Source organism: Pseudomonas fluorescens (assembly GCF_902497625.1).
GTDB classification, from domain to species: domain Bacteria; phylum Pseudomonadota; class Gammaproteobacteria; order Pseudomonadales; family Pseudomonadaceae; genus Aquipseudomonas; species Aquipseudomonas fluorescens_BQ.
The window spans coordinates 1-23,693 of the sequence record NZ_CABVGX010000021.1 but is presented as its reverse complement, the minus strand read 5'-3'; the positions used below and the strand labels follow the sequence as shown (position 1 = coordinate 23,693).

Below are 23,693 nucleotides of genomic sequence, written 5' to 3'. Positions count from 1 at the left end.
GTCAAAGATTATTTGAACGTTTATCTGTTATGTGTGCAGTATTAGCCAAGGATTACCTGCAGCTGAATCAATTATGCGCGCAAACGGAAGCGTGATTCTGGATAGAGAACACAAATCTTTATGTGGAATTTTATTTTGCGATCCGTTACGGTGACTTTCAGCTGAGGAGGGAAGTGGTCCTGGATGCCTGCCAGACCTTTTGAGCGGACTGTCCAAGCGCGATTTCAATGACCCTGTGAGGTTTCGCAGGGCGCTTGAAGGATCGTTTGAACGCACATAACGGCTGAAAATAAAAATAAAAGGTAGTGTGTATGAAACATAAGACCAAGCAGAGTCGGCTGGTGCTGGCTCAAGGTGCGTTTACGCTGATGCTGGCTGGCGTTGCTCCAGGCGTAATGGCGCTTTCGTTCGATCTCCCCAACCCCGACTACCGCCTGCGCTGGGATAACACAGTCCGTTACAACCTGGGCGTGCGAACAGACAGTCAAGACAGTCGCATCATGAACACGCCGAACTTCGACGAGTCCGACGGCAAGTTCGACCGGGGCGATATTGTTACAAATCGTCTCGATGTGTTGAGCGAGTTCGATTTTTCCTACCTCAACGAGTGGGGCGCTCGTCTCAGCGCCGCGGGCTGGTTCGACCAGGCCTACAACGACGACAAGGTGGAAAGCAACATTCCCGGCTACGCCACCAGTTATCACAACAACAAGTACAGCAACGAAGTGGACCGCTACATGAACGGGCCGTCGGGTGAGATTCTCGATGCGTTTGTCTGGCGCAACTTCAACGTGGGCGATACTCCGGTCAACCTCAAGGTCGGCCGCCACACCAACTACTGGGGTGAAAGCCTGCTGTTTGGGGGGCACGCGGTGTCCTACTCCCAGGCACCCAGCGATGGCGTGAAAGCATCGACCAGCCCGGGTATCGAAACCAAGGAAGTGTTCTTGCCGGTCGGGCAGATCTCGGCCAAGGCGCAGGTCACTGATCACCTGTCCGTTGCCGGTCAGTACTTCTATGAATGGGAGCCTACGCGCATCCCTTATGGTGGTACCTATTTCGGTGCGGCTGACCCATTGTTCGAAGGGCCGGACCAACTGCCGCTGGCACCTAACGGCGCAGCTTTTCAGCGTCAGGATTCGCGCTTCGGCCGCGATGGTAAGAACTGGGGTGTAATGGCCAAACTCAACGTTGAAGAAGTCGAGTCTACGTTTGGCGCGTACTACCGTCAGTTCGACGACTATCAGCCATGGCTCGCCCCGCAAGTCAAAGCCGCGCAGGGTGCGTATCGGGTTGTTTACCCGCGAGGCGTGAAACTGGCTGGCGTCAGTTTTGCCCGGGTATTCAACACGGTCGCAGTGGGTTCCGAACTGTCCTACCGCATGAACGGTGCCTTGAATGCTACGGGCGTCAGCGCCCTGGACAACGAAGGCCCGCGCGGCGATACCATTCACTTCATTGCCAACGCCGTTTACGGCGTGCCACGTAACTTCATCTCCAACAACGCAACGCTGGTCGGTGAATTCGCCTACAGCCACTTGCAGCGTGTGACCGAGCATGAAGAACTCTATAAAGGGGTCGGCAAAAACGCCTGCACCAATGCCAGAACGCCAGGCATTGCCGGGTCCGGCAGCGAGTCGGATGGCTGCTCTTCGAAGAACTATTACGCTGTCGCGGTCAACTACACTCCGCAATATATTTCGATCTTCCCTTCCTGGGATATGGATGTGCCTCTGACCGTCAACTACGGGCTGCACGGTAACGCGCCGACAGCCGGTGGTGGCAGCGAAGGTGCCCTGGCTTACTCCGTCGGCGTGAAGCTCACTTATGCCCAGTTGTACGAGTTCGGCTTGCGATATGCCGACACAGCGGCCCAACCGAAAAACCTGGCCAACGGTACCGTTGCCGGTAACGGCAATGTCGGCGGTGAAGACCGCGGCTGGCTGGCTTTCACCTTTAAGACCTCCTTCTGATAAATCAAACAAGAATCGGAGAACGTGTTCATGAAACGTCCACTTGCTTTAACTGTCGCCTTGATGAGTTTTGCGGCGTGTAGCCTCCCAGCAGTTGCTGCTGGCGATGCCGCGGACCTGGGCAAAAGCCTCACGCAGTTCGGCGCCATTCAGGCCGGCAACGCAGACGGCACGATCCCCGCTTACGAGGGCGGCCTGACCACCGCACCGGCAGGATTCAAACCCGACAGCGGTTTTTGGGTCGATCCGTTCAAGGATGAGAAACCCCTGTTTCGCATCGACGCCAAGAACCTCGACAAATACGCCGACAAACTCAGCGAGGGTCAGAAGGCCCTGATAAAGAAGTACCCGACTTACTATCTCGACGTGTACCCGAGCCACCGCACTACGGCCTATCCGCAGGCAGTGCTGGACGCGACGGTGCGCAATGCCAGTAGCTGCAAAATCCAGAAGGACGGCCTCGCCGTGGATCCAGCCTGCCGTGGCGGCCTGCCGTTCCCGATCCCGAAGACCGGCAACGAAGTGATGTGGAACCAGCAGGTGCGTTACAAGATCGGCACCGGTTACTCCACCACGACTTCCTCCAACAGCTGGGTAGTGGATGCCAACGGTTCGATCACCAAGACCGCCGAGCAGGCGACGTTCGAAGAAACGCCGTACTACCAGGTCACTCAGCAAGACCGCGACCCGCTGATGTACGCCCGGGTGTTCTCGCGCAACGACTATCCGGCGCGCCGCTCGGGTGAAGTTGTGGTGCTTACCGACTTCCTCGATCCATTGGCCAAGGCTCGTCGTTCGTTCAGTTATTCCCCAGGTCAGCGTCGGGTGAAACTGGCGCCTGAATTCGCCTTCGATACACCGGTAGCAAGCCAGGGTGGCGTGACGCTGTTCGACGAACTGCAAATGTTCTCCGGTAGCCAGGACCGCTTCGATTACAAACTGGTCGGCCGCAAGGAAATGTACATCCCTTACAACGCGTACAAATTCTACTTCGGCGTTGCCAAGCAGGAAGATCAGTTCATGCCGCACCACGCCAACCCGGCGAACGAGCGTTGGGAGCTGCATCGGGTGTGGGTTGTAGAGGCGACACTGAAGCCGGGCATGCGCCACGTTTACAGCAAACGTACTTACTACCTGGATGAAGACACCTTCGGCGTTGGCCTGTATGACGCCTGGGACAAGAGCGGCGCGCTGTATCGCTCGATCTTCCTCAGCGGCGTTCAGTTGTATGACAAGAACATCCCGTACAACGTGAAGAACGTCGTGTATGACTTCAACAAAGGCATGTACGCGCTGCTCAATGATGGTTTGAAGGGCGGCTACAAGTTCATCGACAAACCTTTGTCCGAGCGTGACATGAACCCTGAGGCCATTGTGGCGCGGGTCACCCAGCGCTGATGTGATTCGCCTGTGTTGCCTGCCGGTTTGCGCATCAAGCCTGGCAGGCGTCACGGGCGGGTTTGCCCCGCGGGATGGTTAAGGAATAAAAATAATGACTAGCCCTTGCCCTGCTTCTTTTCTTCTCTGTAAATCGCGCCGGCTGATGGCTGTCGCGTTGATCGTCGGCGCCAGTTCGTTGCTGACCACGCCTGCTTACAGCGCAGTTGCGGCGTCTACCGATTCGCTGGACGTGCCGGCGCAACCGATCGACGCGCAGCTGCCAGCACCCTTGCTGTCGGTCACCACGGTGGGCGATGCAATGATTGGCGTCGGCCTGCACGGGTTGATCCAGCGTTCCACCGATCAGGGCCGGACCTGGCGACAACTCGATAGCCCGGTGTCCAGCGATCTGGTGCAGGTACGTTTTCGCGATGAGCGCAACGGCTGGATCGTCGGTCACGATGCCGTGGTGCTGCACACCAGCAATGGCGGTGACAGCTGGCAGGTGCAACTCGACGGACGCCGTCTGCTGACGTTGCTCAATACTTACTACGGGCCGCGCGCAGAACAAGGCGATGAATCGGCCGCTCTGGTGCTCAGGGAAGTTGCAATGGCCGCCAGCAGTTCGGCGACACCCGACGTATTGGCCGCACCGTTCCTGGATGTGCTGTTCGATGAGCAGGGCAATGGCTTTGCCGTAGGTGCTTTCGGCATGTTGTTGCACAGCACTGACGATGGTCAGACCTGGGAACCCTGGATCGAGCGCAGTGACAACGACCGGCGCATGCACCTGTATGGCCTCGCGGAACATGCCGGCACGTTCTATATCGGTGGTGAACAAGGCGTGGTGTTGCGCCTGGACGCCGCGCAGCAACGTTTCGTGAACGTCGAGACGCCTTACACCGGCACCTACTTCGGCGTCCGTGCCTTCGACGGTCTGCTGCTGGCCTATGGGCTGCGCGGCAATCTGTTCGCCAGTCGGGATGACGGCCAGCAATGGCAGCCCGTGCAAACCAACCTCAACAGCAGCCTGGTCAGCATCGTCGAGCAGGGCGATGCCTTGATCGTGGTAAGCCAGGGTGGGCAACTGGTCAGCGTTGACCGGCAAAGTTTGCAGGTCACGCCGCTGGCAGATGCGCGGGTCGGCGAGGTGTATGCAGCCAGTGCCACGCAACAGGCCGGGAGCCTGGTGGTCACGCGTTTCAGCGGCGCCAAGGTCATCGATATCGCCCAGGCCAACTAAAGCCGTCGGCACGATTCCCCTACGAGAAAGAGAAAATGGTCGAGCAAAAATTCAACAGCGGGATGCCAGTGATTGCCAACCTGGAGGACTTTGACAAGAACTCCGGTGGCTGGTTTGAACGGGTCATTTTCCGTCATCGCATGGTGGTCGTCGTTGCTTGCTTGCTCGCCACCGTGGTGCTGGGCTTCTTTGCTACACGGCTGCAGGTGAATGCCAGCTTCGAGAAAATGATTCCCAGCTCCAGCCCGTACATCAAGAATTATCTGGCCTACAAAAACCAGTTGCCGGGCCTGGGTAACAGCATTCGCGTGGTGGTCGAAAACAAGACCGGTGACATCTACGAGGCCGACTACTTGCTGGCGCTGCAGAAAGTCAACGACACCCTGTACCTGATCCCGGGTATTGACCGCTCCTGGATGAAATCGCTGTGGATGCCGATCGTTCGCTGGAAAGAGGTGACAGAGGAGGGCATCGATGGCGGTGCGGTGATGCCTTCGGATTACGACGGCAGCGAAAAGTCGATCAAGGCCCTGCGGCGCAATATCATGCGCTCCGGCATCATCGGCAACCTGGTGGCCAACGACGGCAAGTCGAGCATGATTGTCGCGCCGCTGCTCGATACCAACCCGCAGACTGGGCTGCCTCTGGATTACGGCGACTTTTCCACGCAACTGGAAGCGCAGATCCGCTCGCTGGAAAGTGACAAGGTGGGCATCCACATAGTCGGCTTCAGCAAACTGGTCGGTGACCTGATCGATGGCCTGTATTCGGTCATGCTGTTCTTCGGCGCATCGGTACTGATCGCCGGGCTGTTCGTCTATTTCTATACCCGCTGCCTGCGCAGTACGTTGTTGCTGGTGAGCGTGGCGGTGGCAGGGGTGGTGTGGCTGCTGGGTCTGATGCAGATCCTTGGCTATGAGCTGGACCCGTATTCGATTCTGGTGCCGTTTCTGATTTTTGCCATCGGGATCTCCCATGGCACGCAGAAGATGAACGGCATCCTCCAGGACATTGGCCGCGGCACCCATAAATATGTGGCGGCGCGGTATACCTTCCGCCGTTTGTTCCTTACGGGTCTGACCGCGCTGCTGACCAATATCGTCGGGTTTGCGGTGCTGGTGATCATCGATATTCCGGTGATCCGCGACCTGGCACTGACCACCAGCATGGGCGTGGCGGTCCTGATTTTCACCAAGCTGCTGTTGATCCCGGTGGCGCTGTCTTACCTGGGCGTGAGTAAGAAAGCCGCACGTATCGCCATCGCCAAGGATCAGGCCGGCGCCGAAAACCGTGGTGTGCTCGGGCGTCTCTGGCACGGTCTGGACCGTTTCACCGAGCGCCCATGGGCGACGGCAGTCATTGCCTTGTCGCTGCTGGTGACCCTGGTGTGCAGTGTGGTGATGATGAACCTCAAGGTGGGCGATCTGGACCCCGGCGCACCGGAGTTGCGTGCCGATTCGCGGTACAACCTCGACAACGCCTACATCACCAGTCACTACGGACTTTCCAGTGACCAGTTCGTAGTCATCATGAAGACCAACGAAGACAGCTGCCGTTTGTATCAGTCGCTGCAAAGCATGGACAAACTGGCCTGGCGCCTGCGCCAGACGCCGGGGGTGCAAACCACACAATCGCTGGCCGAAACCGTGCGGATGATCAGCTCCGGCATGGCTGAAGGCAGCCCGAAGTGGCTGAGCATCAGTCGTGACCAGGCCATCACCAACTCAGCCGTGGATGCGGCGATGATTTCTGCCCCGGGCATCACCAACCAGCAATGCTCGGTGACGCCGTTGATTGCCTATCTGGCAGACCACAAGGCTGACACGTTGACCCGGGTGTTGCAGGTCTCCGAAGCATTCGCCAAGGAAAACAATACCGCCGCCGGTGCTGAACAACCTGTGGAATTCCTTTTGGCCGCAGGCAATGCCGGCATCGAGGCCGCCACTAACATCGAGGTTGAGAAAGGCATCATCACCATGTACCTGGCGGTATACGGCGCGACGGCCTTGCTGTGTCTGCTGACCTTCCGCAGCTGGCGCGCAACCCTGGTGGCCCTGATTCCATTGCTGATGACCACCATCATCTGCAAGGCATTGATGGTGTGGCTGGGCATTGGTCTGAAAGTGGCCACCTTGCCGGTGATTGCAGTGGGCGTGGGGGTTGGCGTGGACTACGCCCTGTATCTGCTGAGTGTGCAACTGGCGGTACAGGAACGCGGTGGCAGTCTGGCGGTGGCCTATCGTCGCTCGCTGGACTTCACCGGCCGCGTCGTCGCACTCGTCGGCCTGACCATGGCAGCCGGGGTAATTACCTGGGCCTGGTCGCCGATCAAGTTCCAGGCCGACATGGGCATTCTGCTGACCTTCATGTTCCTGTGGAACATGCTCGGTGCGCTGGTGCTTATCCCGGCCCTGTCGCATTACCTGCTTAATCCGAAGGGCAATTCCAAGGCCGGGGTGACGCTCGACCTGGAAGATGCCCGCGCGCAGCAGGAGCCGCGTAAACCTTCCGCTGCCTTGACTACGCACTCATTGAATGAGCTCGCCTTCCCCCGGCGTGTCCGCTGACTAATAGCCGGGCACAGACCCGGCTGGCAATTGCAAGGAGAGAACAATGTTCGAGTTATTGATGAGTGCCGACATGATGGTTCCGGACCCGGACGGCATGACGGAAATGTTGGTCGACAAGCTCGGGATCTATAAGCATGAGCGCTGGCGTCAGGCGTTCGACAATCATCCCTACATCGCGCATTTTTTGCGGGTTCACAAATCTTTGGCGGTGTCGCCAACGCGCATCGAACCGCAGTGGCACCTGGATCGGCCGAACCCTGGCGATCCCCTGTTCCATGATTTTCTGGAAAGCCTGAAGGATTTCCAGGGCCACCATCGGCCAATGCTGACCCACTCCATTGTGCTGGCCTTGCACGGGGACAAATTCGACGCGCTGGTGGACAAACTGATGCGTCGTCGCTTGCCGTTCCGCATGGCGCAACGCACCCCGGAAATGCCGTTCGACCGTCTGTGGCTGGGCGCGACTCCGGAACAACCGTATTACCAGCCGACTGTGGACGGCGGCTTGTGCATCGAAATCATGCCAACCGAGCCGTTGCAGATGCCACCGGAAACGTACCAGTTGCCGCCGATGCAGCCGCGTGATCAGAAGCCTGGCGACATGGTGCGCGTGACGGCCCGGGGTTTCCTGGTGCGCGATCTTGACGAGACCCTGCGCAAAGTATCGACCAACCTCGACTGGGAGCCGAGCGGCCCGGTAGAGACCATCGCCAGCGAAGGTTACCGCCGTGCGCGAATGGGTTTCACCGTGCCCAACAGCGCCACCCTCGATGTACTCGAAGCGACCTACTGGAACACCGACGCCGGGCATTACGTCAACAACTGGGGGCCGGGTCCGTATTACATCCGCATCGGCGTCAACGACCTGGCGGCCAAGGCCGAGGATCTGCGGGCACGCGGCACGCGCTTCGAATGGATCGAATCGTCGCAAGCCGTTGGCGGCCGTGCATTGATCAAGATCGACCCGCAAGAACTCAGCGGCCAGGTGTTCGAGTTCGAGGAGTGCCCTGCATGAGCACAGCGCAAAACCAGCAGCCTCCGGTACTGATCAACGAAGCAGTGCGTCTGGAGCGCGATGCAATGGTGGGTTGGGTGATTCTGACCCGACCCCGGCAGATCAATGCCATCAACGACGACATTCGCCAGGGCGTACCGCAAGCGCTGGCGCAGTTGCAGCAAGACCCGCAGATTCGCGTGATCGTGATTCGCGGCGAAGGCGAGCGGGGCTTCTGCGCGGGGGCCGATATCAAGGAACGGCGCGGCCCAGAGTCGAGCCTGCAGGTTCGCCAGCGCATGGAAAAAGTACGCTGGATAGAAGCGCTGGATGGCATCAGCAAACCGGTCATTGCCGCTCTTCATGGCTACTGCATGGGCGGCGGGCTGGAGCTGGCATTGGCCTGTGACATCCGCTTCGCCGCGCCCGATGCAGTATTCGCCCTGCCGGAAACCGGTTTGGGGCTGATCCCCGGTGGTGGCGGTACACAACGGCTTTCCCGCGTGGTGGCGCCAGGTCAGGCACTGGACATGTTGCTCACCGGTGACCGCATGGGCGCCGAGCAAGCGCAGCGTATTGGTCTGGTCAGTCGCCTGGCAAGTGACAACGCCAGCCTGCTGGACGAAGTGCGCGCCTTTGCCCAGCGCATTGCAGTCAAGCCGCCCACCGCTTCGGCCTTCGTCAAGCAGGCGGCCCGGGCTGCTCTGGACATGGACCTCAAGCGCGGCCTCGATCTGGAGCTGGACCTGTTCGCCTTGCTGGCCCCGACCCAGGACGCCCGTGAAGCGGCCCAGGCGTTCAGCGAGCGACGGGAACCGCGTTTTACCGGCGAATGAAACGCTCCAAAACAATAAGGAACAGGACATGAGCACAGGAAAACTGGCAGGACGTGTGGCCATTATTACCGGCTCCGGTGGCGGCCTCGGCGCTGAATGCGCTCGGGTGCTGGCGTCGCACGGGGCAAGCATTGCGGTGGTCGATATCAATTTCGACGGGGCGACAGCGGTCGCCGAATCTTTGCTTGCCGATGGCCACCAGGCCCTGGCGATCGCCACTGACGTCTCTTCGGAAGATGACGTGCGGGACATGGTCGCCCAGGTGAAGAAGCGTTTCGGCCGTATCGACATCCTGCACAACAACGCGGCCATCCTGAATGCCGAGCAACGCCAGATGGACCGCGATTTCGTCAACCTCGACATGCAGGCCTGGGATCGTGCGATCGCAGTGAATCTGCGTGGTGCGGTGCTGTGCACCAAACATGTTATCCCGGTCATGCTGGAGAACGGCAAGGGCTCGATCATCTTCGCAACCTCCGGCCTGGGCATGCAGGGCGATATGTCACTGACCGGCTACGCGACCTCCAAAGCGGGGCTGATGATGCTGCCGCGTATGGTGGCGTCGCAATACGGCAAGCAGGGCATTCGTGGCAATGCCGTGCAGATCGGCCTGGCGCCTTCGGAACACGCGATGCCTGCGCCGTTGCTAGACATTCTGCGCGACAACCATTGCACCGCCGAACTGGGCACGCCTCGGCAGATCGCCGATGTGGTGGCGTTTCTGGCCAGTGATGAATCCTCGTTTGTCACCGGCACCACGCTGGTTGCCGACGGTGGCTTCAGCAGCCATACACCTTCGCTGGTGGCCATGCGTGCGCTGTTCGCGCAAATGGGCCGCACCGGCATGTAACGCTCTCCGGCGCCGCTCTGCCGTGCGCCGCCGCTCATCTTCGCCGCCACAGCCGCTGCGCCGCCGTGGTCGAAAGTCGACATGGAAGCTTTTGATGAACCAGAACCCACCTGCGAGCAACACCGATTTCGATGTGATCATTGTCGGCGGCGGCACCAACGGCCTTTCGGCTGGCTGCTACCTGGGCCTGGAAGGCAAAAAAGTGTTGGTGCTCGAAGCGCTGGACAAGGTCGGCGGCATGGCTTCGTCAGGTTACCTGATACCCGAAGCCCCGCAGCACCTGGTCCACCCTTGTGCGCTGGACATGATGTCGATGCGCGTGCATTCCCACGTGCCGGCCGAACTGGGCCTGGATCAACACGGCTTCAAGTCGATAGAACTAGCGCCGGGTTACGTCTATTTGCACCCGGACGGGCAATCGCTGATTTTCTGGCGTGACCGCGAAAAGACCGCCGCCGAGATTCGCCGCTTCAGCAGCAAAGACGCCGAGGCGTTTCTGCAGTTCATGAACGTCATCGACATGTTCCTGGATATCGCGCTGCCGATGATGCGGGTCGACCCGGCCAAAACCAACCTGGGTGTGAAACTGAGAATACTGGGTACCGCGATCAAGCATAAAGCGCTGAAACCCGAGCTGATGGCGTTGATGACGGGCTCTGCACTGCAGGCCGCGCGTGAGCGTTTCGAGCATCCGGTGACTATCTCGGCGATGTGCGCATTGACCGGGCTGGCAGGCGATATCAGCGCCGATGGCGGTGGCATCTATTACGCCTTGCTCGGGTTCCTCCATCGTTTTGGTGTTGGTCGAGTGCTGGGGGGCATGCAGCAGTTGAGCAATGCCATGCAGGCTCGCCTGGAAGAATTGGGCGGCACCGTGCTGGTGTCCGCGAGCGTCAGTGAAATCGTCGCCAGGGAAGGGCAGATCCAAGGCGTGAAACTGGCCGATGGTCGTCAGTTCACGGCGCGGGCGGTCATCGCCGGCTGCCATCCGAAGCCAGCGCTGGACATGGTGACGCCGGGGCAAATTCCAAAATATTTGCTGACCCGTATCGCCATGGCGCCAGCCAATGGCAAGGGCTCCGGGCCTTTGAAGGTGGATGTGGCCCTGCGTGGGCAGATTTCGCTGCCGCGTTTTGCTGCCCTTCGTGGCGACGGTGTGGACTTGCGGAAAACCGTGATGTTGATCGGCACCGAAGAAGCCGTGCTGGAAAACTTCGCCGCCTGCGCCCGTGGCGAGGTGCCGAAGCTGCCCTATATCACCGTGGCCGCACCGAGTGCCGCCGACCCGTCGCAAGCACCGGCCGGGCAGGACATCTTGTACATCTATCCGCCGGTGATGCCGGTGGCTCCCAATGAGGGTTGGGACAACTTGCGTGAGCGTGTGGCCGATCAGGTGCAGGAACAGCTGTACGACTACATCGAAGGGATCGAGGGGCAGGTGATCGGTCGGCACATCGAGGCGGCTCCAGACTTCACGGCGCGCTTGAACACGGTGAATGGCTGCGTGGTGCATATCGACACCACATCTATGCGCTCGAGCACCATGCGACCTGCACACGGCCTGGGCGGCGACACCTTGCCGGTAGCGGGCTTGTACCTGGGCAGCGCCGGGATTCACCCGGGGGGTGGGGTCAATGGCATGGCCGGGCGGTTGGCGGCGAAGCGGGTGAGCAAGTATCTGGGTAAAAAAGCTCACTAAAGCGAGTGAACCCAGGCCCGACAACGCTCCAATGTGGGAGCGGGCTTGCTCGCGAATACGGACTGTCATTCCCCAACAATGTCGCCTGACAAGACGCCTTCGCGAGCAAGCCCGCTCCCACAGGGGATTTGCTCAGGCCGGAGTGCCCGCTTGATGTCCAGGAAATTGAACGGCGTGATGACTGGCCCTGCACTCACATCCCATCGGCGTTTTTAACGGCCCCCAACGAAATACTTGCCAGCACAAAATCCGCCGAGTACTGCCGCCACGTCGCCATGCCTTGCTCCGAGTCGGTATCCAGCCCGGCCAGTGCCGACATCGAATAGCGATTGGTAAACCAGCCCGTAGTCACCAGCGATGCACTCGCCAGTAACAGGCGCGGGTTGATGTTTGCACGAAAATCACCACTGGTGGCCCCACGCAGGAGAATCGCGTCGAGCTTGGCGATCAGCTTGGGGACCATTTCCAGAAAGTGGTTGCGAGGTGTCTGGTGAGTATCGTGGTAACGGATGCCCTCCAGCGCCAGGCTGCCGAGGAAGGGGTCCAGACGGTATTGGTCGAAAAAATGATTGAGCACCGCGCGCATGGCCACAGGCGGTGAAAGCTCTTCGACACTGAGGTTGACCAGCTCCGACATGATGTTGTCCGAAGACTCGTCCAGTACCGCTATGAACAGGCCTTCCTTGGAGTTGTAGTAGTGGTAGACCAACTGCTTGGTAACGCCGGCATCCCGGGCAATTTCTTCCACGCGGGCGCCTGCCAGGCCTTTTCTGGCGAACTCCACTCGCGCAGCAGCCAGCAGGCGGTTCATTGTATTGCGCTTGCTCTGTGCGCCACCTTCTCCTGCTTTTACTACCACCTCGAACTCCTTGTGCCTGGATCTGCGCAGCTGCTCACACCCTGAAGCATTTTCCTGAAGGGCTTCGTTTGACCCTGAGTCAAACGAAGCGGACTGCCCGCTCGCACACAACCGCTTACGATGAGTTGGCAGCCGGGCAATCTTGGTGTGCAAGCACAATAAAAACAAGACAGGAAATCCTGATGAGCAACGAAAGCGCAGCACTGGATCTGGCCACCGCGTACTCCGCAGTGTCGCAAATGTATCGCGGCACAGACCTGGATATTCACGCGGTGTGCCGCGAACAGCGGCTCAAATCCCCGATCTACGAAGGCGACTTCATCACCCAGTTTGGTGTGCCGACCAACGCCGGCACTCAGCAGGGCACGCGTCCGACCTTCGCCTTGTTCAAATACCAGGACGTGATGACCGTGCTGCGCGACGGCGCGACCTACACCAGCGGATTTATCGCCGAAGGACTGGGGGCGTTTTTCGATGGCTTGATCATTCTGGCCATGGACGGTGACGAGCACCGCAAAGTACGAGCGTTGCTGCAGCCAGCGTTTATGCCGGAGACCGTGAACAAGTGGCGTCCGCAGATCGACCAGGTGATTCGCGAGGAATACCTTCAGCCCATGTTACCGGCGAAAAAAGCCGACTTGATGAAGTTCGGCCTCGAACTGCCGATTCGGGTCATGTACGCCTTGATGGGCTTTCCGTCGGATGAGCCGTCCAAGTACAAGCAATACGCGGCCTGGGCGCTAGCCATTGTTGGCGGCAACCAGATCGACCCGAGCAAGATGGTCGAGGCGCGGCGTCAGGCCGGGATCGCCGTCAAAGGCCTGTACGACGCACTGGCCGAGGTCGTGGTGCAACGGCGCGCCGAGGGCAGTCAGGGCGATGACGTCGTCGGTCGCTTGCTGCGCGCCGAATATGAGGGGCGGACGCTGAATGATCATGAGGTGATCACCTTCACCCGATCCCTGTTACCGGCCGCAGGTGAAACTACCACGCGCATGTTCGGCTCGGTCATGACCTTGCTGCTGACCACGCCCGGTCTGCTGGAACGGGTCAAGGCTGACCGTTCGCTGATCGGAAGACTGATGGACGAAACCACCCGCTTTGAACCGGTGGCGACTTTCAAGGTGCGCGAAACCGCCAAAGAAGTGGAATTCCATGGCGTGAGAATCCCCAAGGGTTCATTCGTGCAATGCATGGTGGTGTCGGCCAACCGCGATGAAGACGCCTTTGAAAACCCCGAAGTGTTCGACATCGATCGCAAGCCGAAACCTTCTTTTGGATTTGGCTTCGGCCCGCACATGTGCATCGGTCAATTCGTAGCCAAGGTGGAAATCAGCTGCGCGGTCAACGCGATCCTCGACCTGTTTCCCAACCTGCGCCTGGACCCGACTCAACCCGTTCCGCAGATCGGCGGTGCGCAACTGCGCGGGGTCTCCACGCTCCCGGTGATCTGGGACTGACTCACCCAGTAAATCCGTTTCCCGGCCTTAACAAAAACAACAGAGGGCATTATGAGAACGTTTAAAACCATTCCAGAACGCGGTGACTTCGGTTTTCAACAACTGGTTGGACCGCACAAGGTCACCGGCGCATCCCTGTCATCCGAACGCGGTTTTTTCGGCTTGCACCTGAGCAAGAGTTCGCCCTTCGGCTCGGTGCGCGATGAGCAAGGCAATATCTACTCGTTCGTCCGCTCACTGATGGCGCCCAACGGCACGCCCAACCCCACCAAGTTTTTTTACCTGAACAACCATGTCGACAACGTCAACCTGCGCATGGACCACGAAAAGATGGCCCGTCAGGCGCTCACTCCACTGCCCGTGCACAGTCTGGAAGGCGATGTTGCGCGGTGGGCCAGTCAGCCGGGTGAGCCCGGTAACGGCTGGGAAATAACCGCGAGCAGCGAACGCCTGACCTGGAAGGAAGAAGGCCTGTTTCACCTTGAAGGCCGACTGCTTGGCCCAGGGCTGCAGTGGTACTTGCCAGGCGTGGAGTGGGGCACTTTTTACGTGTCGCAGTTGTGGGATATCGCCGGTGTCTGTGAAGGGCGGCCGGTCAAGGGCGCCATGGCGCTGGATCAGTTTTACATGGCCGAAGGCGGCGCCATCCACTTCAAGAAAGACCTGGTGGTGAACAACAACAAGCATGTGATCTGGTGGTCGTTTGTCACGGTATACAAAGACGGCACCTGGGACACCGGTTCGTTCATGGTCGGTCATGACCATCTGGGCTACGCCATTTTCAACAACGAAAAAGGCGAAGTGCGGGTCACCACCGATATCGAAGGTCACACCGAGCACAAGGACGGCAGCTACTTCCTCAAGTCCGCAAAAATTGTACTGGAAGGCGATGAAGAGTGGGAGTTCCTGCCGGACGAGAAGGGCGAGATGATCGATTTCGTCGGTGGCTTCCCGATCACGGCGCAGCAGGAAGGGCGCTGGCGGCGGGTCGGCGATACCCGCGAGCCCTCGCACTGGTTAGGTTGGGGCGAGTCGGACCGGCGCAACGGCTCGGCCCGCAACGTTCCGGGCAAAGACCTGTAAACCAACCGCCCCCCTGTAGGAGCTGCCGAAGGCTGCGATCTTTTGATCTTGAAAAACAAAATCAAAAGATCGCAGCCTTCGGCAGCTCCTACAGGGGGCGTATGCGTTGCATCAATAGCCTCGACAAATACAACAATGAGGATTAACGATGAAATTCCACAACAAAGTCGTGCTGATCACCGGCGCCGGTCGAGGCATGGGCCGCGCCATTGCGCTGGCCTATGCCCGGGAAGGCGCCAAGGTGATTGTGTCGGCACGCACCGCTCGATACGGCGACGAAACCATCGCGCAGATCAAGGCGCTGGGCGGTGAAGCCTGCCTCGTGAATGGCGACATAGCCGATCGCGAGGCGATCAAAGCAATGGTGGAGGATGGCGTCGAACATTTCGGCGGCCTGGACATCGTCGTGCACTGCGCCGCCGACACCAGTCACGGATTGATCGCTGACATGGCCGATCACATCTTTGATCACATTGTGCGCAGCAATATTCAATCCTTGTTCTGGCTGGCCAAAGACAGCGCGCCGCACCTGTCAAAAGCGGTCGACAAAGGACGCCTTATCTTCATTTCATCGGGCGAAGCCAACCGCAAATACACCCCACGGCTGATTGCCTACGGCTCCAGCAAAGCCTTCATGAATGCTTTCGCGCGCGGTCTGGCGGTGGAATTTGGCGCCATGAATATTCTGGTCAACGTGGTGGAGCCCGGACTGATCGGCACCGACCACATGCTGGAAACCCTGGGCAAGGAACTGCCACATAAACTGGCCGCGCATTTCCCAATAGGTCGCTTGGGCGAGTCCGCCGACATTGCCAATGCCGTGCTGTTTCTGACCTCCAACGAAGCTTCCTACATCACCGGCACTTCGCTGCTGGTGGATGGCGGCGCCACCATGATCGCGCTGCCCAAAGTCGAAGAAATTCTCAAGGGCGATTGAGGAATCAGTCATGACAACCGAGACACGCAACACCCGCACCACCGCCCACGGCGGCACTGATTTCTCCGAATTCAAGCACGGTTGGCGTGTGGTGATACTGGGTCTGTTCGGGATTTGCACCAGCATCACCGCGGCGTTGCTTTACGCCTTCGGCACCTTGGTGATTCCCCTGGAGCAAGCGTTCGGCTGGAGCCGCGGCGACCTGCAGGCATCCATCACGTTCCTGTTCGCCGGCGTCGCGATATCCACGCAACTGGTTGGCTGGCTCTACCGCCGTTACGGCCTGCGCCGAGTGGCGATTGTGTCGATTGTGCTGCAGATCGTCGGGTACCTTGCCATCACCCGGATCCAGGGGTCGATTGGCTGGCTGTACCTGGCGTTCTTCAGCATGCCGATCGTTTGCGCCGGCACCATTGCGATTACCTGGACGCAACTGATCAACCTGTGGTTCGAGCGCAACCGGGGGCTGGCGCTGGCGGTGATTCTGTGCGGCACCGGGCTGATGGCAATGATTCTGCCGCCGCTGTTGTCGAGGCTGATTGCCGCCTATGGCTGGCAAGCCGGTTTCATTGCCCTGGCGGCGATGCCGTTGCTGTTCACGCTGCCATTGTCGTTGATGTGGCTGCGTGTGCCGGCTCACTTCGCCAGCGCGGAGACCACCACGCAAAAAGTGCTTCCGGAACTGTCCGGCATGTCCTTCAAACAAGCCGTGCGCTCCGGCATGTACTGGGGTTTCAACGTTGCGCTGATATTGTCGGTGTCATTGACCGTCGGCATGGTCACCAACCTGGTGCCGATGCTGCAAAGCAAAGGCTTGAGCGCCCAGCAGGCCAGCCAGATCTTCAGCACCTTCGGCATTTCCATTATCGGCGGACGTTTGCTGGTGGGCTATCTGCTGGACCGTTATTCGCCCTCTGTGGTGTCCGCCGTTAGCCTGGCGCTACCGGCGTTGGGTTGTGCAATTTTTCTGTTTGGCGGGGCGCAGAATATACCGCTGCTGGTACTGGCCACCCTGTGCATTGGCGCGAGTGCCGGTGCTGAATTCGATCTGGCGGCCTTCCTGATGGCACGCTATTTCGGCCTGAAGGACTACGCGCGAATCTTCGGGTTGCACCTGTGCCTGATCACCATCGTTTCCGGTCTGGTGCCCATGCTGTTCGGCTATCTCTACGATGTGTACGGCAGCTATTCCGCGGTGCTGGTGTGCTGTTTCTGCTGCGCCATTATCGGTCCGACCATTTTGCTGTGGTTGCGGATGGAACCGGCCTTTCTGGCGCGTCAACGCAACCTTCAACCGCAGCAGCACGCCTGACCCTACCCGAGGATGAACCCGACATGAGTATGGACAAACAGACGATCGAGCACTTCCTGCACGGTCAGATCGACTGCTGGAACAGGGGTGACAAGGAGGGTTTTTTTGACCACTACCGCAGTGTGTCGCCCAACGGCTTGAGTATCGAATACGTCGGCAAGCCGCCGCACGATGCCTGGCAGGTGCTGGAAGGCATGTGGGCGCAGCAGCAACCGAAGATTCGCGTGGAAGTGCGCCAGTGCATCATCAACGGCAATGAAGCGGCCTGTCATCACCTCAACGCCTTCCGCGAGCAGGAGGGGGGCGTTGAGACGATCGAGTTGTATCGATTCGAGGAAGGGACCTTGTCGGTGCGCTACTTCATCAATCAATAGTCGTTGCGCACAGCCGCTCATCGGCTGTGCGCACCGGCGTCATATGCCGTCGGTGGAGAATGACAGTTGCTGCCAATGCTCGATTTCCGCGAGCATTCTGTTCAGCTTGTTACTGATTTGCTGATAGGCGTCGGAGCCCGCAACATAGCGCAACGGCGGGTTTTCGCTGTTGGCCAGCTGCACCAGCGCGACGCCCAGCTTCGCCGGGTTGCCGGTTTGCTGATGGTTGTAGGCAGCCGACGCGCCTTTGACCTTGGCCGTGAAGGCGGCGTAATCCTCAAGTCCACGTGTGCCAAAAACAGCCGATCTGGGGTCGAGGAAGTCAGTGCGGAAAACGCCGGGCTCCACCAGTGTGACCTTGATGCCAAACTGCGCGACCTCCAGGGCCAGGGACTCGGAAAAACCTTCCACGGCAAATTTCGAGGCGCAATACAAAGCCGCTCCGCCCATCCCCACCACGCCGCCCATTGAAGACAGGTTGAACACCCGGCCGCTGCGTTGTTGGCGCATGACGGGCAATACCGCGCGACAGACGTTGAATACACCCGACACATTGGTCGCAAATTGCTTGTCAGCGTCGCTGGCGAAATTGTCTTCGAAGGGCGCCAGTTGGCCATAACCAGCGTTGTTGACCAGCACATCGATGCGGCCAAAATGCGCAACGGCGCTGTCTACGGCAACCAGCGCCTGGGCTTCGTCAGTCACATCCAGCGCCACAGCCAGAACACGCTCGCCGTACTCGGCAAACACCTTTTCCAACGGTTCGATACGCCGGCCGGTAACGACAACCCGGTCACCGTCGGCCAATGCCGCTTTGGCAATCGCAGCGCCAAGGCCTCGGGCCGCACCGGTTACAAACCAGACTTTGTTCATGGCATCGCTCCCTTCGTCATGCGAAAAAAAGCCGCGTCAGCTCAGAGGCGGGCGCGGCTGTGTGCGTTCCTCGTCCGGGCCCGCTCAGTCGCGATTGGCCGCTTCCCAGGCTTTCAGGTCAAAACCGTCAGCGGCAGCCTCTGCGGCCGTCAGCCTGGGCGCGCGGGTGAGTATCTTGCGCGCGGCCATGTGATCGCCCATGCGATTACAGGACTCCACGGCCACCAGGCGATCATTGCGGAAACACAGCACCGAGGCTTGCCTGTCTTCTACCGAACCGAGCACCACGGTGCTGTCGTAGCCATGGGAGAGCCCGGCAATTTGCAGCTTCAGATTGCCTTGATCGGTCCAGAACCACGGCAGCGCGCTGTATGGCGCCGGTTTGCCCATCAGTCGAGCGGCGACTGCGCGGCCCTGATCGACGGCGTTTTGTACGGACTCAAGCCGGGTGTGCTGCTCATTGTTTTGCAGGCAAGGGAAACTGGCAACGTCACCCAGTGCGGAAATCTGCGGGTCGGATGTCAGCAAACTGGCGTCTACCCTTATGCCGTTCTCGATGTCCAGACCCGCTTCAGTCGCCAGTTGCGCGTTAGGGATGACGCCAATGCCAAACACCACCAGATCAGCTGGCAAGACGCGCCCGTCAGCGGTTTGCACTGCGCACACTTTGCCGTTGTCGCCATCGATGCGGCTCAAGCCCTGGCGGAAGTCGAAGTGCACGCCCCAGGCTTCGTGGGCCTGGCGGAACAGTTCCGACATTTCCCGCGACACCGCCCGCGCCATGGGACGCTCGCCCAGCTCCAGCACGTGCACGTTGGCGCCCAAAGCAGCAGCGACTGCGGCGAACTCAAGGCCGATAAACCCGGCACCGATCACCACCACGTTGCGCGCTTCTTTCGCCAGTGGCGCCAGGGCATCGGCATCAGCCTGGGTTTTGATGCCGAACACTTGCGGCAGATCCGCGCCGGGAACCGGCAATGGTCGGTTGTGCGCGCCAGTGGCCAATACCAGATGGTCGTAGGCGACCGCCGTCCCGGAGGCCAGCACCACCCGTCGATTCAGGCGATCGATCGCTGTTGCCTGGTCATGCAGCAATTCAATGCGCTGGGTGGCGTAAAAATCCGCAGGGCGAAACAGCAGATTGGTCGCCTGAATCTTGCCGAGCAGGTAGGCCTTGGACAACGGCGGGCGCTGGTAGGGCAAGCCAGGCTCATCGCCAATCAGGGTAATACGCCCGTCATAGCCTTCCTGACGCAGGGAAGTAGCGACCTGAAATCCGGCCTGGCCGGCACCGACAATTACCACTGAGGCGAGGGTCATGGGAACTCCTTCATGCGCATTCAGAATTGCGAAGACGGCAGGTGCAGGACCATGCCGTCCATCTCTTGGCTGATGATCAACTGGCAGCTCAAGCGGCTGTTGTCCCGGCGCTCGAAGGCGTATTCGAGCATGTCGTTTTCCATGCCTTCGGCGGCCTGCACTTTGCCCAGCCAGGCTTCGTCGACGTAGGTGTGGCAGGTGGCGCAACTGCAGGCACCGCCGCAATCGGCCGGAATGCCCGGCACCGAGGCAAAGGTCGCGGCTTGCATCACCGATTGGCCGATATCACCTTTGACCTGATGGGCGGTGCCGTTGTGTTCAATAAAGGTCAGTGTGGGCATGGTCTGCTCCGATTCTTGTTGGGGGTTCAGGATTGGCCGGGAAGGGTTTGCGCGTTGAAGCGCGGCACGCGCCCCAGGGTCAGCAGCAGCAACGGACCGATGATGCAGCAAGCGGCGCTGTACACCAGCATCGCGCTATACGAACCGGTTCGCGCCAGCATGTAGGCGAAGAGCAACGGCGCCAGTGCCGACGCCACGGTATTCAAGCCTTGATGGACGCCAAACAGACGACCGTACTCGCGCAAACCGAAGTAGCGCGCAATCAGGAACGCGGCAATATCGAATTCCGCCCCGGCGCCAAAACCGACCAGCACCGCCGCCAGCATCAGGGGGGCGAACTCGGCTGTCGGGCTCAGGTAGATGAAACAACCCACGGCGGGCAATAACAGGCTCAGCGCAGACACTGCCGGCGGCCACAGGCGATCAAGCAAATAGCCGATCAACATGCGACCAAAGATCAGCGAGATACCAAAGCAACTGAAAATAGTGGCGGCGTCCGCAGCCGATAAACCGCGGGCTTGCAGCATGGGTACGGTGCTGGTGACCATGCCGACAATCGAAGAAATCACCAGGCTGAGGGCCAGGTTGCACGTCCAGAATTTCAGCGAGCCCATGCCTTCACGGAACCCCATCCCCGGCAATTGCTCAAGCTCACCGCCGTCACTGCGCTGAGCGGCAGCGACGGGCAGCTTGAACCACAGCAGAATCAACGGCAGCAGCACCAGCAGATTGAGCAGCGCCAGGATCACAAACGCTGCGCGCCAGTCCCACTGTTCGATACCCCAGGCCATCAGGCGGGGAATGGTGGCAGCGGTGACGCCGGTGCCGGACAGACCAATGGCCAGCGCCAGGCCGCGATTGCGATCGAACCACAGACTGATCAGCTGCGTCCACGTCACCGCCAGCGCGCCCATGCCGACGATCGGCAGCAGCGCGAAGGCAATGTACATCGACCAGATCGACTGGGTCAGCTGGGTCGTCGCGAGGTAGCCGAGTGACAGCAGCAGCAGGGAAATAACCGTGACACGCTTCATGCCGTAGCGCAGATTGAACCAACCCACCAGTTGCAGGGAAACCACTGCGCCGCCGAACAGGAAGGTGATGCAGGCCTGCAGTTCACTTTTACTCCAGCCGAACGCATCGCCCAGTGGCACCACCAGGGTACCGAAGCCATACAGCAGGGCAGCGTTGATGCTGATGGCGACACCCGCCACCGACAGGATCAGGATTCTCCAGCTTTGACGAAATTCCTGCGGATCAATGGCCGCTTCGCTTTTGGACGGATGCATGGGACTGGCTTCCTTATAGGTTTTGTTGAGCCAGTCTCAGCATATCCGCGTTAAAAATTAATTGCACATAAAATAAATAAGTGTTCATAATTTGCCATCGCTGAACCTGATAAGGAGAAAAAAATGAGTTCAGAAAAAGCGCAATTCAAAGCCGTGGCCGACCGTAGCCGCTGTTGTGGTTACGGGTTGTGTGCCGCGATCTGCCCAAGCGTCTACAAACTTGACGCCGATGGCCTGGTGTACCTCGACAACGCCGCCGTGCCACCGGAACTTGAAGAGGAGGCCCGCGAAGGTGCCGCCGCTTGCCCGGCGGAGGCGATCTGGCTTGAGCCCATCACTTCAGAAGACGAAGCCGTTTGACAGCGAAAGCATCGACCGCAACGTGTCAATCACTGAAGTGAGGATGTGCTTATGGGACACTTACACAACAAAGTCGCGCTGATCACCGGTACCGGCGGCGGGCAGGGCAGGGCCGCGGCGCTGCGGTTTGCCCGCGAAGGGGCGATTGTCGTTGGCTGCGACTTTGTCGCCGAAGGTCATGAAGAAACGGCCGCGTTGATGCGGGCAGAGGGTTTCACTCTGTACGGCTCGGCCCCGGTGGACCTGGGTGACCACGAGCAGGCCAAGGCGTGGATCGATGCCGCCGTCGTCGAGCACGGGCGCATCGACATTCTCTACAACAACGCATCCGCTGCACGGTTCGGGCTGGTCAGCGAACTGTCGATCGAAGATTGGCAGTACACCATGCGCAACGAAATCGACCTGCTGTTCTATACCACCAAATATGCCTGGCACCACTTGGCCGAACAGCGCGGGGTGATCATCAACGTATCGTCAACCGCCGCGTGGGGCGGTTCGAAAGTGGCCGGAATTTCTGCGCATTCCGCAGCCAAGGGTGCGGTGGTTTCGTTCACCCGCCAACTGGCCGTAGAAGGTGCGCCGTTTGGCATCCGTGCGGTCAGTCTGAGCCCAGGATTTGTCGCGACGCCCGGAACTCGTCCGTTTCTGGAAGACCCGAAAATGCGTGCGATGCTGCTGGATGGCGTATTGATGGACCGCCCCGGCGAACCTGAGGAAGTGGTCGCGATGGCGGTTTTCGTCGCCTCGGACGAAGCTTCGTTCATTACCGGTTCGGACTTTGTAATCGACGGCGGGTTGCTGGCGATCTAGTACGCGCGGCGCCCCTGGCAGGAGCGACCGGCACCTTTCATCATCTCGAACAATAACAAGGTGAATGACGTGGACATTATCGGTATCGGTTACATGGGCTTTGAAACTCCCAACCTCGAAGCCTGGCGTGAATACGGCCCGCAGGTCATGGGCTTTGGTATCGGTAAGAACCCCGATAGTGATCCGGAGTCGCTGTATTTCAAGATTGATGACCGCCGTCATCGTTTCGCGTTTCACCCAGGTAAAGTTGACCGGATTGCCTACATCGGCTGGGAAGCGGTCGGGCGCATGGCGTTCGAAGACGGTATCAGGAAGCTGGCGGCGGCCAATGTCGACTACAGCCGTGGCGATGCAGAGCTCTGTGAACAGCGTGGCGTGCGGGAACTTGTGCGTTTCCGCGATCCGGTCGGTTATCAGCACGAACTTTTCTACGGGCAAAAATGGATGCCGCGTTCCTTCCAGCCTGGGCGTCCCCACAGCGGTTTTCTGGCCGACGAACGAGGGGCGGGGCATGTGGTGCTGATCACCCCGGACTACACGCCGGAGCTGGAAGACTTCCTGATCAACGTCATGGGTTTCAGTTGGTATGGCGCCGGTGCCGGTAAAGGGCGAACCGGTTTTTTCCGTTCGAAACTCAACCATCACACCAGCCATGATATTGCCTACGGCCATGGGCCGGGACGCATGGGCGTGCAGCATGTCGGGCTGTTCGTACGCAATGTCCGCGATGTGGGGGAAACCTACGACATCGTGCGTCAGCGCGAGCTGCCAATGATGATGACCCTTGGCCAACATGCCCAGGACCCGCACCTGTCGTTCTACCATTTCAATCCGTCCGGTTTTGCTTTCGAGACCATTGCTGAGATCGAGCCATGGCAGGGCGATCCCTACGAGCTGAACCCGGAAAAACTCAGCCTGTGGGGCCATGAAATGGTCGGCCCGATTCTCGGCGCCAGCGTGAAGACGCCCGAAGAAGTACTCGACGCCGAGTATCTGCCGATCTACCTGGCCAAGCGCTGACATGCGCCTGGCGCGGGTCGAGGTGGCCGGGCAAACGTTCTGGGCATTGCTTGATGCCCAAACCGATCACCTGCGCAGGATCAGCGCGCCGTTCTGCCACTGGGCCGGGC

21 protein-coding genes are annotated in these 23,693 nt (G+C 59.6%); 16 read left to right on the top strand and 5 right to left on the bottom strand.

Translation table 11 applies throughout. From position 1 onward, the window contains the following. The first annotated feature begins 311 nt into the window (after positions 1 to 311). The 8 genes from F8N12_RS14415 (at position 312) to F8N12_RS14380 (ending at position 11,545) form a co-directional block, all read left to right on the top strand. Positions 312 to 1,973 carry a DUF1302 domain-containing protein gene (locus F8N12_RS14415; RefSeq protein WP_150581020.1) on the top strand — a complete coding sequence of 554 codons (1,662 nt, stop codon included), beginning with the start codon at positions 312 to 314 and terminating at the stop codon, positions 1,971 to 1,973. A 30-nt stretch (positions 1,974 to 2,003) separates the two neighbouring features. Continuing rightward, positions 2,004 to 3,371: a DUF1329 domain-containing protein gene (locus F8N12_RS14410; protein WP_150581019.1), complete on the top strand. Its 1,368-nt coding sequence runs from the start codon at positions 2,004 to 2,006 to the stop codon at positions 3,369 to 3,371. Positions 3,372 to 3,465: 94 nt separating this feature from the next. Continuing rightward, entirely contained in the window at positions 3,466 to 4,596 is a 1,131-nt protein-coding gene (locus F8N12_RS14405; protein WP_150581018.1) for a WD40/YVTN/BNR-like repeat-containing protein, read from the top strand. Between the two features lie 35 nt (positions 4,597 to 4,631). Next, entirely contained in the window at positions 4,632 to 7,163 is a 2,532-nt protein-coding gene (locus F8N12_RS14400) for an efflux RND transporter permease subunit (RefSeq protein ID WP_150581017.1), read from the top strand. Positions 7,164 to 7,209: 46 nt separating this feature from the next. Beyond that, positions 7,210 to 8,181 (top strand): lactoylglutathione lyase, encoded by a 972-nt coding sequence (locus F8N12_RS14395; RefSeq protein ID WP_150581016.1) that lies wholly within the window; start codon positions 7,210 to 7,212, stop codon positions 8,179 to 8,181. After that, on the top strand, positions 8,178 to 8,996 hold the full coding sequence (locus F8N12_RS14390; RefSeq protein ID WP_150581015.1) for an enoyl-CoA hydratase/isomerase family protein: 819 nt from the start codon (positions 8,178 to 8,180) through the stop codon (positions 8,994 to 8,996). The genes F8N12_RS14395 and F8N12_RS14390 overlap by 4 nt, the downstream gene beginning before the upstream one ends. A 28-nt stretch (positions 8,997 to 9,024) precedes the next feature. Next, positions 9,025 to 9,846, top strand: coding sequence for an SDR family NAD(P)-dependent oxidoreductase (locus tag F8N12_RS14385; protein WP_150581014.1), 822 nt, complete (start codon positions 9,025 to 9,027; stop codon positions 9,844 to 9,846). 94 nt (positions 9,847 to 9,940) lie between these two features. Then, on the top strand, positions 9,941 to 11,545 hold the full coding sequence (locus F8N12_RS14380; protein WP_150581013.1) for a phytoene desaturase family protein: 1,605 nt from the start codon (positions 9,941 to 9,943) through the stop codon (positions 11,543 to 11,545). 193 nt (positions 11,546 to 11,738) lie between these two features. Here F8N12_RS14380 and F8N12_RS14370 read toward each other — a convergent pair whose 3' ends face one another. Continuing rightward, positions 11,739 to 12,404, bottom strand: a complete 666-nt coding sequence (locus tag F8N12_RS14370; RefSeq protein WP_150581012.1) for a TetR/AcrR family transcriptional regulator — start codon at positions 12,402 to 12,404, stop codon at positions 11,739 to 11,741. Positions 12,405 to 12,586: 182 nt separating this feature from the next. On the opposite strand from F8N12_RS14370, the gene F8N12_RS14365 reads away from it, so the two are divergent. From F8N12_RS14365 to F8N12_RS14340, 5 genes are all read left to right on the top strand, one after another. Then, a complete protein-coding gene (locus F8N12_RS14365) occupies positions 12,587 to 13,864 on the top strand; it encodes a cytochrome P450 (RefSeq protein WP_191623167.1) in 1,278 nt (425 codons plus the stop codon). Between the two features lie 51 nt (positions 13,865 to 13,915). Further along, positions 13,916 to 14,947: a hypothetical protein gene (locus tag F8N12_RS14360; RefSeq protein WP_150581011.1), complete on the top strand. Its 1,032-nt coding sequence runs from the start codon at positions 13,916 to 13,918 to the stop codon at positions 14,945 to 14,947. A gap of 148 nt (positions 14,948 to 15,095) precedes the next feature. Beyond that, on the top strand, positions 15,096 to 15,884 hold the full coding sequence (locus F8N12_RS14350) for an SDR family NAD(P)-dependent oxidoreductase (protein ID WP_150581010.1): 789 nt from the start codon (positions 15,096 to 15,098) through the stop codon (positions 15,882 to 15,884). A gap of 10 nt (positions 15,885 to 15,894) precedes the next feature. Next, positions 15,895 to 17,196, top strand: a complete 1,302-nt coding sequence (locus tag F8N12_RS14345; RefSeq protein ID WP_150581009.1) for an MFS transporter — start codon at positions 15,895 to 15,897, stop codon at positions 17,194 to 17,196. A gap of 23 nt (positions 17,197 to 17,219) precedes the next feature. Beyond that, positions 17,220 to 17,570, top strand: coding sequence for a nuclear transport factor 2 family protein (locus F8N12_RS14340; RefSeq protein WP_150581008.1), 351 nt, complete (start codon positions 17,220 to 17,222; stop codon positions 17,568 to 17,570). Positions 17,571 to 17,609: 39 nt separating this feature from the next. Here F8N12_RS14340 and F8N12_RS14335 read toward each other — a convergent pair whose 3' ends face one another. The 4 genes from F8N12_RS14335 to F8N12_RS14320 form a co-directional block, all read right to left on the bottom strand. Then, positions 17,610 to 18,443 carry an oxidoreductase gene (locus F8N12_RS14335; protein ID WP_150581007.1) on the bottom strand — a complete coding sequence of 278 codons (834 nt, stop codon included), beginning with the start codon at positions 18,441 to 18,443 and terminating at the stop codon, positions 17,610 to 17,612. A gap of 84 nt (positions 18,444 to 18,527) precedes the next feature. Next, a complete protein-coding gene (locus F8N12_RS14330; protein WP_150581006.1) occupies positions 18,528 to 19,763 on the bottom strand; it encodes an NAD(P)/FAD-dependent oxidoreductase in 1,236 nt (411 codons plus the stop codon). Positions 19,764 to 19,783: 20 nt separating this feature from the next. After that, entirely contained in the window at positions 19,784 to 20,104 is a 321-nt protein-coding gene (locus F8N12_RS14325; protein ID WP_150581005.1) for a 2Fe-2S iron-sulfur cluster-binding protein, read from the bottom strand. A 26-nt stretch (positions 20,105 to 20,130) separates the two neighbouring features. Beyond that, a complete protein-coding gene (locus F8N12_RS14320; RefSeq protein WP_150581004.1) occupies positions 20,131 to 21,393 on the bottom strand; it encodes an MFS transporter in 1,263 nt (420 codons plus the stop codon). A 123-nt stretch (positions 21,394 to 21,516) separates the two neighbouring features. Here F8N12_RS14320 and F8N12_RS14315 point away from each other — a divergent pair, with 123 nt between their 5' ends. The 3 genes from F8N12_RS14315 to F8N12_RS14305 all read left to right on the top strand — a co-directional run bounded on the left by F8N12_RS14315 (position 21,517) and on the right by F8N12_RS14305 (position 23,583). Next, positions 21,517 to 21,753, top strand: a complete 237-nt coding sequence (locus tag F8N12_RS14315; protein WP_150581003.1) for a ferredoxin — start codon at positions 21,517 to 21,519, stop codon at positions 21,751 to 21,753. 51 nt (positions 21,754 to 21,804) lie between these two features. After that, a complete protein-coding gene (locus tag F8N12_RS14310; RefSeq protein ID WP_150581002.1) occupies positions 21,805 to 22,563 on the top strand; it encodes an SDR family NAD(P)-dependent oxidoreductase in 759 nt (252 codons plus the stop codon). A 69-nt stretch (positions 22,564 to 22,632) separates the two neighbouring features. Then, positions 22,633 to 23,583 carry a VOC family protein gene (locus tag F8N12_RS14305; RefSeq protein WP_150581001.1) on the top strand — a complete coding sequence of 317 codons (951 nt, stop codon included), beginning with the start codon at positions 22,633 to 22,635 and terminating at the stop codon, positions 23,581 to 23,583. Positions 23,584 to 23,693: the final 110 nt, after the last annotated feature.